The 12,379-nt window shown below is 39.7% G+C and carries 12 protein-coding genes and 1 pseudogene; 2 read left to right on the top strand and 11 right to left on the bottom strand.

Annotated elements, in window-relative coordinates:
- Positions 1-41: 41 nt before the first annotated feature.
- Genes QXL17_04900 through QXL17_04915 form a run of 4 tightly spaced genes read right to left on the bottom strand, consistent with a single transcriptional unit; the run spans position 42 to position 1,459 of the window.
- Positions 42-263: a DNA-directed RNA polymerase subunit N gene (locus QXL17_04900; protein MEM4258472.1), complete on the bottom strand. Its 222-nt coding sequence runs from the start codon at positions 261-263 to the stop codon at positions 42-44.
- A 7-nt stretch (positions 264-270) separates the two neighbouring features.
- Positions 271-675: a 30S ribosomal protein S9 gene (locus QXL17_04905; protein ID MEM4258473.1), complete on the bottom strand. Its 405-nt coding sequence runs from the start codon at positions 673-675 to the stop codon at positions 271-273.
- Complete coding sequence (locus QXL17_04910; protein MEM4258474.1) at positions 672-1,088, bottom strand: 50S ribosomal protein L13; 417 nt, start codon at positions 1,086-1,088, stop codon at positions 672-674. Before QXL17_04910 ends, QXL17_04905 begins: the two co-directional genes overlap by 4 nt.
- A 2-nt stretch (positions 1,089-1,090) precedes the next feature.
- Entirely contained in the window at positions 1,091-1,459 is a 369-nt protein-coding gene (locus tag QXL17_04915) for a 50S ribosomal protein L18e (protein MEM4258475.1), read from the bottom strand.
- A 238-nt stretch (positions 1,460-1,697) separates the two neighbouring features.
- On the opposite strand from QXL17_04915, the gene QXL17_04920 reads away from it, so the two are divergent.
- Both QXL17_04920 and QXL17_04925 read left to right on the top strand, forming a co-directional pair.
- Entirely contained in the window at positions 1,698-2,837 is a 1,140-nt protein-coding gene (locus tag QXL17_04920; GenBank protein MEM4258476.1) for an acyl-CoA dehydrogenase, read from the top strand.
- A 32-nt stretch (positions 2,838-2,869) separates the two neighbouring features.
- The gene (locus QXL17_04925; protein MEM4258477.1) at positions 2,870-4,522 is read left to right on the top strand and encodes an AMP-binding protein; all 1,653 of its coding nucleotides are present in this window, start codon (positions 2,870-2,872) and stop codon (positions 4,520-4,522) included.
- Here the strand turns inward: QXL17_04925 and QXL17_04930 are convergent.
- The 7 genes and pseudogenes from QXL17_04930 to QXL17_04960 all read right to left on the bottom strand — a co-directional run bounded on the left by QXL17_04930 (position 4,508) and on the right by QXL17_04960 (position 12,265).
- On the bottom strand, positions 4,508-5,746 hold the full coding sequence (locus QXL17_04930; GenBank protein ID MEM4258478.1) for a geranylgeranyl reductase family protein: 1,239 nt from the start codon (positions 5,744-5,746) through the stop codon (positions 4,508-4,510). The genes QXL17_04925 and QXL17_04930 overlap by 15 nt on opposite strands.
- Positions 5,747-5,766: 20 nt before the next feature.
- Positions 5,767-7,374, bottom strand: a complete 1,608-nt coding sequence (locus QXL17_04935; protein MEM4258479.1) for a carboxyl transferase domain-containing protein — start codon at positions 7,372-7,374, stop codon at positions 5,767-5,769.
- 2 nt (positions 7,375-7,376) lie between these two features.
- Positions 7,377-7,871 (bottom strand): acetyl-CoA carboxylase biotin carboxyl carrier protein subunit, encoded by a 495-nt coding sequence (locus QXL17_04940; protein MEM4258480.1) that lies wholly within the window; start codon positions 7,869-7,871, stop codon positions 7,377-7,379.
- 2 nt (positions 7,872-7,873) lie between these two features.
- The gene (gene accC, locus QXL17_04945) at positions 7,874-9,370 is read right to left on the bottom strand and encodes an acetyl-CoA carboxylase biotin carboxylase subunit (protein ID MEM4258481.1); all 1,497 of its coding nucleotides are present in this window, start codon (positions 9,368-9,370) and stop codon (positions 7,874-7,876) included.
- A 6-nt stretch (positions 9,371-9,376) separates the two neighbouring features.
- Positions 9,377-10,159: an enoyl-CoA hydratase-related protein gene (locus QXL17_04950; GenBank protein MEM4258482.1), complete on the bottom strand. Its 783-nt coding sequence runs from the start codon at positions 10,157-10,159 to the stop codon at positions 9,377-9,379.
- A 93-nt stretch (positions 10,160-10,252) separates the two neighbouring features.
- A complete protein-coding gene (locus QXL17_04955) occupies positions 10,253-11,035 on the bottom strand; it encodes an enoyl-CoA hydratase/isomerase family protein (GenBank protein MEM4258483.1) in 783 nt (260 codons plus the stop codon).
- 63 nt (positions 11,036-11,098) lie between these two features.
- Positions 11,099-12,265: pseudogene (locus tag QXL17_04960) on the bottom strand (C25 family cysteine peptidase).
- Positions 12,266-12,379: the final 114 nt, after the last annotated feature.

Consider the following 12,379-nt stretch of genomic DNA (forward strand, 5'->3'; position numbering starts at 1 on the left):
GCTCTTTTATTCTAAAAAAAGAAAAAACCGGTATACGGTTTTTATTCATACGGTGCTGCATCTTTTAAGAGATCAACATGAGATATTATCATCCGTCGGCAACAGTATCGCGTGATATCTAAAGAATCTAATATTTGTTTTGGTATTTCTTTAGGTTGTTCTCCAGCATCTACTGCTTTTTGATAAATTTCAACACGTTTTTTAAATTCTTCATATGCTGGACCAATAACCTTTCCACAGGTGAAACAACGAACAGGGATAATCATACAATCACCTATATGATTTCTGCCGTTTCTTCCGGGCACCACGGCCAAGCGGTTTTTTTGTTTCTTTTACCCGAGCATCATTCACTAGGAGATTTCGATCATAATTTAAAAATGAAAGTTTTAATCCAGGATCTCCTGTATATTGAACAAGACCCCGAGCAATCGCTGTTCGAACCGCATTCGCTTGGCTCATAAAACCGCCACCTTCAACATCAACATCAATGTCAACTTCAGACATATATTTTTCAGCGATTCTGAGTGGTTCAAGAATTTTAATCCGAGCAATCATTGGTTCATAGATTTCGACGGGTTTTTTATTAATTTTTACACGACCTGCACCTTTCATTACTGTCGCTCGAGCGATTGCAGTTTTTCGTTTTCCAGATGTGTTCACAATCTTTTTTGTCATTCAAACTTCGCTCCTAATAATTTAGAAACATCTCCCACCGTCATATAGTCAATAGGATGCTTTTTCCCTTCAGCAATACTCTCAATTTTTTTACCATCAAATTCTTTCGGTATCCCAATATAGCATTTTAATTTCTTATATGCTGTTCTCCCATGCGATGTTTGATAGGGAATCATACCTCGAATTGTCCGTTTTACAATCCTATCGGGCATTCGAGGATAATATGGTCCTTTTCGATAGGTTCCAACTTGACGTTCCATTGTATAATGCTCGATAATCATTCTTTTTTTTCCACTGATAATCGCTTTTTCAGTGTTTACCACAGCGATTTCCTCACCGTTTAACAATCGTTTTGCAATCATTGAGCACATACGACCAAGAACTGCACCATCAGCATCAATAATTGTTACCATAGTTATCCCACGATCCGTATATCTTTACCCTCAGGATTTTGTTTCATTAACTCTTCAATAGTTAAAACCTTTCCACCAGCTTTTTTAATTTTTTCTTGTGATTTCTCAGAAAAATCCCATGCCGCAATCGAAACTTTTTTTGTTAATTCTCCTGCAGATAATACTTTACCAGGTACTAAAGCGGTCTCATGATTCTGAATGTACCGGTCGATGCGACTGAGGTTTACTGCAGGCCAGTTTCTTTTTGCTTTTTCCAACCGGGCGGCTATATCCCTCCAGAGAGGGACATTCTTTTCAGCTGAGAGTTTTTTAAGATCTTGAATTAAGGATATGAGCATCGGATTTGTTTTCTTTGTTTTTTTTATAGGCATAGGCTGAAACTTCCTTAGGATATGTGAAAGAACTGAAATAAAGTTGTGTTTATAAGGTTTATCTCTCTTTATTTAGAAATTGTCAACAGCCTTGACGGGGTATTTGTGAAGTTCTCCTCCTGTTCATTCCTTCTAAAGTGTCTTCAATTCGTGTTCTTCCGTAACAGTGCCAAAAATATAAAAAATCTCTTCCCGAAAGTTTTTAGACCCACTATATATGCAGGATATGAGGATTGGTATGAATTTTGAACTAACCGAAAGCCAAAAACTATTCCGAAAAACCATTCGAGAGTTTTGCCTAAAAGAGCTTAAACCACTTGCATCAAAAATTGATAAAGAGGAACACTTCCCCAAACAACTCTATGAAAAAATGGGAAAACTAGGACTTATGGGAATGACGGTTCCTAAAAAGTATGGTGGAGCAGGTATTGATAAGATATCATACATGATTGCTCTTGAAGAAATATCCCGAGTCTGCGGTTCAACCGGAATCATTGTTGAAGCACATAACTCACTTGGCGTAGGTCATATTTATGAAAAGGGAACTGAGGAACAACGGAAAAAATATCTCCCAAAACTTGTCACTGGAAAAGCACTTGCTGCCTGGGCGTTAACCGAACCAAATGCTGGATCAGATGCTGCTTCGCTTCAAACCACTGCAGTTCTTGAAGGCGATGAATGGGTTCTGAATGGAACCAAACAATTCATCACCAGTGGTGACAAAGCAGCAGTCATAACTGTGATGGCAAAAACAGATAGATCCAAGGGAGCAAAAGGCATCAGTGCTTTCATCGTAGAACAAGGAACACCCGGGTTAAAAATTGGTGTTCTTGAAGATAAACTAGGACTTCGAGGCAGTAGTACCGCTGAGCTGATATTAGAAAATTGCAGGATCCCAAAAGAAAACTTACTCGGAGAAAAAGATATGGGCTTTATCGGGGCAATGAACATTCTTGATCGAGGAAGAACCGCAATTGGTGCCATGGCGTTGGGTATCGCTCAAGCAGCATTTGATGATAGTTTAGAGTACGCAAAACAACGAATGCAGTTTGGCAAACCCATTGGAAGCAACCAAGCAATTCAATGGATGATTGCAGACATGGCAACACAGCTTGATGCAGCTCGACTCCTCGTTTATCGTGCAGCTTTTCTTGAAGAAAAAGGCCTTCCGTTTAGCATCGAAGCATCTATGGCGAAACTCTTTGCATCAGAAGTAGGTATGAAAATAACCAAAGATGCAATTCAGATCCATGGCGGCTATGGCTATATGCGAGATTTACCCTTGGAACGATTCTATCGGGATATTAAACTCACCTGTATCGGTGAGGGTACTTCAGAAGTCCAACGGATGATCATCGCAAAAAGACTTGGACTCTAAAAATCAATATATTGAAAGGAGTAGAAAGAACTATGAGCGAAAGAGAAATAGTATGTAAGCCACCAAAGAAAAAAGATCAATATGAAGAAATTTACAAACATTTTACTTGGAATGTGCCAAAATATTACAATTTTGGTTTTGATGTCGTGGACCAATGGGCAGAGGATCGAACAAAACTTGCTTTGATATCAATTGATAAAACAGGAGAAAACGCACGATATCATACATTTTACGATTTGAAAGTCTTATCTAATCAATTTGCCAATGTGCTGAAAAACATCGGCGTCAAAAAAGGTGATCGAGTTCTCGTCATTCTGCAGAGCATCCCTGAATGGTATGTTGCTTTACTTGGGATGTTTAAACTTGGTGTTGTTGCCATGCCGGGAACCGTGCTGTTGACCTCAAAAGATATCGAATACCGCATTAATCGATCAGAAGCATGTATGATTTTAACTGATCTTGATCATGCGGAACGAGTCGAAGCAATACTTCCACAGTGTAAAACCTTAAAACATTGCATGCTTGTTGATGGAAAACGTGATGGGTGGCTTCATATGTCAGAAGAAATGAGCAAGGTATCGCGAGAACTTACGATATCACCAAAAGAGAAAACTCTTGCTACTGATCCCATGTTGATCTATTTTACTTCTGGAACTACAGGTCATCCAAAAATGGTGCTCCACACACACAGCTATCCTATCGGTCATGAAGTCACCGCGCGATATGCACAGTCCTTAACAAGCCGTGATCTTCATTGGACCGTCTCAGAAACCGGATGGGCAAAAGCCGCTTGGGGTAAACTCTTCGGCCAGATGATCGTTGGCGCAGCAGTAATCCAATGGGAGACTCCTGGTCGATTTAACCCTGATGGGCTTCTCAGAGCTATGGAAAAATATGGAGTCACCACGTTTTGTGCACCACCAACGGTCTATCGGATGCTTATTCAGCTGGATTTGTCACAGTATCACCTAAAATTACGGCATTGTATGAGTGCTGGAGAACCGCTCAACCCTGAAGTGATCCGAGTTTGGAAAGAAGCATTTGGACTTGAGATCTATGATTTTTATGGACAAACAGAAACGGTCTGCGTGCTTTCGAATTATCCATTCATGCCGTTAAAATATGGTTCAGTTGGTAAACCAACGCCAGGCCATGATGTTCGAATTGTTGATGATAACGGCAAGGAACTTAAACCAGGTGAAACCGGAAATATTGCGATCTATCTAGGTAATGGCAGACCTCCTGGTCTGTTTAAGGAATATTGGAAAGATGAAGACATCATGAAAAAATCATTCAGGCATAACTATTACTACACTGGTGATCAGGGATACAAAGATGAGGAGGGGTATTTCTGGTTTGTCGGACGCGATGATGATATTATCAAATCATCGGGATATCGAATCGGACCGTTCGAAGTCGAATCAGCATTGATAGAACACCCTGCAGTTGCAGAATGTGCTGTTGTCGGTGTCGAAGACCCTGAAGGAATCCGCGGTATTGTTGTTAAAGCATATGTTGTTCTTGCAAAAGGCTACAAACCATCAGAGACTTTAACGAAAGAACTCCAGGAACATGTTAAAAAGGTAACCGCGCCTTACAAGTATCCACGGATCATTGAATACATGGAAGAATTACCTAAAACGATCTCTGGGAAAATTTTACGTCGTGAATTACGGAAAAAATAATCCTTCTTTTTTTTCTTTTTTTCCCCAGATAAGATAACTTTTCATACGGACATACAAGTACCGTAAAAAAATAATATATTTATACTGAGAAAAGCTCAGTTGACCGCCAGTTGCCCCGATCACCAACTTTGCTAACGTTTTATCCAGTGAGAGCAGTTTAATAAAATGATCTGAGCTTTTACCCCATTGATTGTTAAATCGTCCGAACAGTTCCAAATCTTTACCAAACGCTGCTTTCCACAGCTTTTGATAGTTTGATAATGTTTTTTCACTAAAGTCATGAAGAGTGCATGCCTTAATACTTGTTTCAGCAGCCAGAACACCGGATTTCATAGCATAGTAAATCCCTTCTCCCGTGATTGCATTGATAAATCCTGCTGCGTCACCACAGAGAAGAACACGATGTGTATATGTTTTTTGTAATGGAAACACCGGTAAAATCCCCCCGCGAATGTTTTCAATTGAAAAGTCTGCAGGAATGATTGTTTCTTTTTTTAAAAGTTCGACAAATTCTTCATAGACCTGTTTTAGATTTCTTTTATCAGCTTCAGCACCGACTGCTGATTGGAACTCACCTACGCCGATATTGACTGAATTTTTTTTCGGGAAAACCCATCCGTAACCAGCAATACCTTTAACTTTGATGAAAATATGCACAATTCTTTTTTGTGTAAAAAATTTTGTTATTTGTTTTCGTTCAAGTGGTTGTTCTTGTACAATGCAAACACATCGAGGTTCAGGAGAAGAACGTAAACCGCTTTTTTCAGCAACAATACTCTGGGTACCATCACACCCAAGAATAAGATCTGCTTCAAATATCTCTCCGGTGTCAAGAACGACCTGAGCTTTATCCTCATAGATACAAAGATCGATAACTTTTTTCTCGAATGCCAGGTGAACTCCTTTTTTCTCTGCTCTCTTAACGAGACCTTCATCAAAAACAGTTCGTCGAATCATAAAGAGCATTGGTTTTTTTCTGATAATTGAAAGTTTATACTGAAGCGATGACGAATACGTGATACTCCCGTAAGAAGAGGCGTCGATAAATTTTTGAATAAACGGAAATTGTTGAAGAACTCGAGTTGGCAAACCACCCCCGCAGGGTTTATCTCGAGGAAATTTTTCTTTATCTATGAGCAGAACTTTTTTACCTTGTTCTGCAAGAACCGTTGCCGCGGTTGCGCCAGCAGGCCCTGCTCCAACAACAATGACATCATATTTCATACGATAGCCTTAAATTAAGGTTACATACGGAAAACACCGGGCTTCCAGTCAGGAATCGATGCATTTAACGAAGCAGAGATACCTAACCCTAACACGGTTCGTGTATCAACAGGATCGATCACACCATCATCCCAAATTCGGGCAGTGCTATAATATGGACTTCCTTCTGTTTCATATTTTCGTAGGATTGGATCTGTGATTTCTTTTTCTTCTTTTTTACTTAGCTCAATACCTTTACGCCAGAGTTGATCTCGTTTTACTGTAAGTAATACCGTAGCTGCTTGTTGGCCACCCATGACTGAGATCCGTGCATTCGGCCACATCCAAAGTTGTCGAGGTCCGTATGCTCGTCCGCACATTCCATAGTTACCCGCACCAAAAGAACCACCAATGAGAACCGTAAATTTCGGGACTTGTGCACAGGTTACTGCAGTCACCATTTTAGCTCCATCTTTTGCAATACCGCCTGCTTCATATTTTCGCCCAACCATAAAACCGGTAATATTTTGGAGAAACACAAGCGGTATCTTCCGTTGACAGCATAATTCAATAAAATGCGTACCTTTTAATGCTGATTCTGAAAATAGCACCCCGTTATTTGCAAGGATTCCAACAGGATACCCCATGATTCGAGCAAATCCACAGACCAGCGTTGTACCATACAGCGCTTTAAACTCATGGAATTTTGAACCATCGACAATCCGAGCAATGATCTCTCGCACCTCAAATGGTTTCCGTGGATCTTTTGGGATAATCCCATAGATTTCTTTAATATCATATAATGGTTCTTCTGGTTTTTGGATATCAAGATGGGTCTTTTCAGGACGATTTAGATTTTCAACAATATTGCGGGTAATTCGAATTGCATCAGCATCATCAACAGCATAATGATCAGAAACACCGCTTTCTCGGCAATGCACTTCAGCACCACCCAATTCCTCAGCAGTTACTTCTTCACCGGTTGCAGCTTTGACTAACGGTGGTCCCCCAAGAAAAATCGTTCCAGTTCCTTTTACAATTACGGTTTCATCAGACATCGCAGGCACATATGCTCCTCCTGCGGTACATGACCCCATCACAACTGCGATTTGCGGGATTTGCATAGATGACATTTTAGCTTGATTATAAAAAATCCTACCGAAATGTTCACGATCTGGAAATACTTCATCTTGCATCGGAAGGAAGGCACCCCCTGAATCGACTAGATAAATACACGGGAGATTATTTTCCATAGCTATTTCTTGTGCACGAAGATGTTTTTTTACCGTAATCGGATAATACGTTCCTCCGGTTACTGTTGCGTCGTTTGCAACTACAACGACCTCACGGCCATGAATCAAACCAATGCCGGTGACGATACCTGCACATGGTGCTTTATTTTCATACATATTATACGCAGCAAGAGAGTTAAACTCCATAAACGGTGTATCTGGATCAAGTAATGCATCAATACGTTCTCGTACGAGCATTTTATTTCGTGATTTATGAAGTTTAACTGCTTCGGTCCCTCCTCCTTTCTGTACCTGGGCAATTTTTTCTTTCAAATCGTTTATTAATGATTGATAGTGCTCAAAATTTTCTTTATATTCTTTGGTTTGAGTATTCACTGAAGTTTCAATAATTTCCATAGTTATTCTCCTTCAAGTTTTTCAATATCTGCGGTTTTTTGACCGATTTCAATCTTATCTTTTTCTTTAAAAAACAATTTTTTTATACGACCGGCATATGGTGCCCGGATAAGGTATTCCATTTTCATTGCTTCGATAACTAGAATCACCTCATCTTTTTTGACTATTGCACCCTCAGGAACTTTGACTTGTACCACAATACCTGAAATTGGGGAATTTAGATCTCCTTCTTTTTTTTCGGTTTTTTTTCGACCCGTGAGTTCAACCCGTCGGACTTTATACACGTTCCCATCAAGAAAAACATATTTTTCATCTTCACCTTGAGATATAACACATTTGATATGACGATCGCCAAGATGTAACTCTAATTGTCCTGGTTTTTGTTCTACCGCTGTTAACGTATATTCTATATTATCATATGTGATATAAAACTCGTTATTTCGCCGTTCAACAATGACGTTATACACATAATTTTCATACTCATAATTAATAAACATACCTACACACCAACCCGCCATCGACCTATATTTCTCCAAGGAGAATGAGGATCTGCTTCTTTATACCGGACAATTTCATGTCGTTGGGTATGCATTGAATCATAAACAGCTAATGCCAGAATTGCTTCAAGAGGTAATTTCTTCTTTGCGACCATTAGTTCTTGAAAATGATCTTGAATAAAATGGGTCGTGATATTTCCTTTTTTAAATTCAGGATGATCGAGGACTTGTTTTAAAAACGAAATGTTTGTCGTCACACCAAGTATCACATACCGTGATAAAGCCCAAAGCATCTTCTGGATACTTTCCTCACGAGTTTCACTAGCAACAATCAATTTCGCAAGCATCGGGTCATAATAGGGAGTTACCTCTATATGCTGTTCAATACCAGAATCATTCCGAATGTTCGGTCCTTGCGGCTGTTCAACCTTTGATATAACTCCGACACTTGGGAGAAAACCATTTGCAGGATCCTCTGCATAAATACGCACTTCGAGTGCATGGCCTCGTTGGAAGATCTGATCCTGTTGTAACGCGAGTTGATCTCCTGATGCAATTCTCAGCTGCCATTTGACCAAATCGATTCCTGTAGTCATCTCAGTAATTGGATGCTCAACCTGTAACCGAGTGTTCATCTCCATAAAATAAAAATGTTTTTTACTGTCGACCATAAATTCAACGGTACCTGCATTGGTGTAACCAGCAGCTCGTGCAACTGCAACAGCTGCTTTTCCCATCTCAGCCCGAAGTTGTGGTGTTAAAATCGGAGATGGTGACTCTTCAATAATTTTCTGGTGCCGCCGTTGGATCGAACATTCACGTTCACACAGATGGATAATATGACCATGATGATCTGCAAGAATCTGAAATTCAATATGACGAGGTTTATCAAGATATTTTTCAATAAAGACCGAGTCATTGCCAAACGATGATTTTGCTTCACGTTTTGCACTTTCAATCGCCTGAGCAAGTTCATCTTCATGATGAACGATCCTCATTCCTTTACCGCCACCACCTGCAGTTGCTTTGATCAGTAAGGGAAAACCAATTTTTTTCCCTTCTTTTTCAAGACTTTGAATATCCTGTTTTACACCGTGATATCCTGGGATGATAGGGACCTGTGCTTTTTCCATGGTTTTCTTTGCCTGAATCTTGTCACCCATGAGTTTAATAACTTGAGGAGATGGCCCAATAAAAACAATACCTGAATCGATACATGCTTGTGCAAAATCAGGATTCTCAGCTAAAAAGCCATAGCCAGGGTGAATCGCTTCAACATTTGCTTCTTGTGCACATTCAACGATTTTTGAAATATTAAGATAACTTTCAGATGGTGTCGGATCTCCAAGATTTATTGATTCATCAGCGAGATGAACATGAGGCGCTCGCTTATCAACTTCAGAGTAAATAGCAACCGTTGAAATACCAAGTTCTTGACAGGCTTTTATGATGCGAACCGCAATTTCACCACGATTTGCAATTAACACTTTTTTAAACATAGTTCCTTATTCGCTCCATTTCGATTTTCTTTTTTCAAGAAACGCTGTAATCCCTTCTTGTCCTTCTGGTGATACACGAAGTTGCGTGATTTTTTCAACGGTAAACATTTTATACGATGACTGGCCCATCTGACGCATCGATCGAATGAGGTTTTTTACTTCTTTGATTGCTTCTGGACCTGATGAGCGAAGTACATCAACATACAATTGTACTTTTTCATCAAGCAGATGAGTATCGACGACGTAATCAATCAATCCTATTTTTACTGCGTATTCAGCATCAAAACGTTCTCCCGTAATAAATAATCGTTGCATCACTGCTGGTGACAAACGAGCGGCAACAAACGATGAGATAACTGCGGGAATAATTCCTAATTTAACCTCAGAAAAAGCAAATAATGCACCAGAGCTGGCAATAGATATGTCGCAAACCGCCACTAAACCAGCGCCACCGCCAAAAGCATTACCGTTGATCCGGCCGATAACTGGTTTTGGACATTCATAAATACTTTCGTATAACTGAAGAATCTGTTGACTATCCCTTCGATTCTCTTCTTTGGAAAAATGAACCATTGATTTCATCCATGAAAGATCAGCACCAGCACAAAATGATTTTCCTGTACCCGTGAGCACGATCACCCGTATTGACTGATCATTACTGAGCGATCTAAAACATTTGATTAATTCTTCGATAACTTTTTCATTAAATGCATTGTGAACCTCAGGACGATGCAACGCAACCGTTGCGACGTCTTTATTTTGTGTTACCATGATTGTTGAATAGTTCATAGGTATATTCTCCTGGGGAAAATAACAGGATTTGATAAAATAAACGATACATAAATGTTTCTCTCTAAATTTCAACAATTGCCGAATCCTGAGTTATTTACCTTGAAAAATCGGTTTTCTTTTTTCAATAAAAGCAGTAATTCCTTCTGTAAAATCTTCAGTCCCTGCAGAATAAGACGCAATTCTACTTTCAAGTTGAAGATGGTTTTTCATATTGTTTTCCATGCTTTTATTAATCAGCATTTTTGCCTTTCCAACGGCAACAGGTGCAAGATGTTTAAATATCTGACAATACTCTTGGATTGTATCGTCAAATTTTTCAGAATCTACTACCTTATTAACAATTCCAAGCTGTTCAGCTTCTTCGACAGTAAATGTTTTTGCAGTCATGATATATTCACAAGCTTTCTGATATCCGACAAGCCTTGTAAAAAACTGAGTTCCGCACCCTGGAGCAAGACCGATACCAATAAATGCCGTGCCAAGTTTTATTCCCTTAACCGCGATAATGATATCACCTGCAAGTGCAAGCGAAAGACCTGCACCAAATGCAGATCCGTTTACTCCAATAATAATTGGTTTCTCCATTGATCGCATCTCAAGAACACAACGGTGTATCATCTGAGTTAATTTCCGTAAAAATTTTGGTTTATCAGCAGCAGCAAACATCTCTTTAATATCACCACCACCACAAAATCCGTTCCCTGCGCCTCTCAGAACAACCACGCGAACATCTTGATTCTGGCGAATTTGATGCAATGTGTAGTATAGTTCTTGACCAAGTTGTATATCAAAGGAATTTAACCGTTCAGGTCGGTTCAATACTATGGTTCCAACAGAATCTTTGATAGTTACTACTAACGTTTCTACGCTCATACGATACTTCGAATAAAACTTCAGCTTTTAAAACTATAGAAATTTTCAGGCAGCTACTGTCGACTACTGTTGATATCCTCCGATTTGGAGACTTGGATCGCCGAGTAAAACCCATTCCTGAACTGTTTTACAATCAACTAAGGCCGCAGATTGTTCATGATCATTCCAGTCCATATCCCAATCAATTGGAAATTGATTAAGATAATCGGTAATCGTTGTTCCATGTGTTTGGCCAAGAATAGTAATATCTCGATTGCGGTATACATCAAAGAAATGAGATTCAATCCAACCACCAAGATATTGAATGCAATCAGGGATGCCATCGGGGACTGATCCTGGGATCTCATCAGGTGGACTGGGTCCATCTCCAATCGTGCCATATCCAAGACCAGTACAGCCGATCGTTGCGATGGATCCACCATTTGGAACAGTTGCCATTAGCCACGACCAGCATTTCGGTGTCGCCTCACCCCATATCCGTGCACGTTTACCAAAAATCTTCAACAGTGATACATCAAATTGGCTGTTGTGGCATCCACCGACGATGAGAATCGGTCGTTTGTCCCCGTTCGTCAATTGTTTTATCGAAGATAAACCAAAACCGATCCACGTACTAAAATTTCCATGAGGATGTGTCGCCCATGAACTTGGGTTGCCATGACCTGAAAAGATCACAAAACCATGTCCCTCAGAAATAGTTTTTTTCATATTCTCTGTGGTAAGCTGGATGTCGCCATCTTCAACCCAAACACGGATTTGCCTAAACCCAGTCATAAAATTTAACGCATGGTTGATCTCTACTTGCCCTTCGATATAATCTGTTGAGGTATTCCAACTAATATCATCAAAGCTGTCTCCTCCGATACCAACTATTGAATTGAACCAACTTTTTCCATGCGTTGTTGTCTCATACGTTATAATTCGATCGATCAGGGGATCAATTTGGAACAGATACTGGCAGGGCAATCGTCCTACGTACATATCAGGATACAGATCCAGGACATCTTTATTATTTGCATTCCATTCAGCAAAAATATCGTTGTTATTGGAATCCCAGGAGTCAAAACAATATCCACTGGTACTATCATATTTATAGATATCAGCAAAATATAGATCACTTATATATTTTGTTTCAAAATTTGATGCGTCATCTAGAGATGAATACCGTATTGGGACATACCAATTCCAGAATCGTTGTCCCTTCATGCCACCGAATAATAAAACATACGAGGCCCCATAATTTTCAAGGGCGGCTTCATCCCGAAATAGATAATTAAGGAAGAAACATTCATTTTTTCATTGGATGGGACGCGCAAAGAAAAGGATTAATCCAACAGTTGCGAA

It is taken from the genome of Candidatus Thermoplasmatota archaeon, assembly GCA_038884455.1.
Lineage (GTDB): Archaea > Thermoplasmatota > E2 > DHVEG-1 > DHVEG-1 > JAWABU01.

What these genes read in the sequence shown, in the direction of transcription:
- QXL17_04905 (MEM4258473.1), bottom strand. Translation starts at nt 675, where the DNA reads ATGACAAAAAAGATTGTGAACACATCTGGAAAACGAAAAACTGCAATC.
- QXL17_04910 (MEM4258474.1), bottom strand. Translation starts at nt 1,088, where the DNA reads ATGGTAACAATTATTGATGCTGATGGTGCAGTTCTTGGTCGTATGTGC.
- QXL17_04915 (MEM4258475.1), bottom strand. Translation starts at nt 1,459, where the DNA reads ATGCCTATAAAAAAAACAAAGAAAACAAATCCGATGCTCATATCCTTA.
- QXL17_04920 (MEM4258476.1), top strand. Translation starts at nt 1,698, where the DNA reads ATGAATTTTGAACTAACCGAAAGCCAAAAACTATTCCGAAAAACCATT.
- QXL17_04925 (MEM4258477.1), top strand. Translation starts at nt 2,870, where the DNA reads ATGAGCGAAAGAGAAATAGTATGTAAGCCACCAAAGAAAAAAGATCAA.
- QXL17_04930 (MEM4258478.1), bottom strand. Translation starts at nt 5,746, where the DNA reads ATGAAATATGATGTCATTGTTGTTGGAGCAGGGCCTGCTGGCGCAACC.
- QXL17_04935 (MEM4258479.1), bottom strand. Translation starts at nt 7,374, where the DNA reads ATGGAAATTATTGAAACTTCAGTGAATACTCAAACCAAAGAATATAAA.
- QXL17_04940 (MEM4258480.1), bottom strand. Translation starts at nt 7,871, where the DNA reads ATGTTTATTAATTATGAGTATGAAAATTATGTGTATAACGTCATTGTT.
- accC (MEM4258481.1), bottom strand. Translation starts at nt 9,370, where the DNA reads ATGTTTAAAAAAGTGTTAATTGCAAATCGTGGTGAAATTGCGGTTCGC.
- QXL17_04950 (MEM4258482.1), bottom strand. Translation starts at nt 10,159, where the DNA reads ATGAACTATTCAACAATCATGGTAACACAAAATAAAGACGTCGCAACG.
- QXL17_04955 (MEM4258483.1), bottom strand. Translation starts at nt 11,035, where the DNA reads ATGAGCGTAGAAACGTTAGTAGTAACTATCAAAGATTCTGTTGGAACC.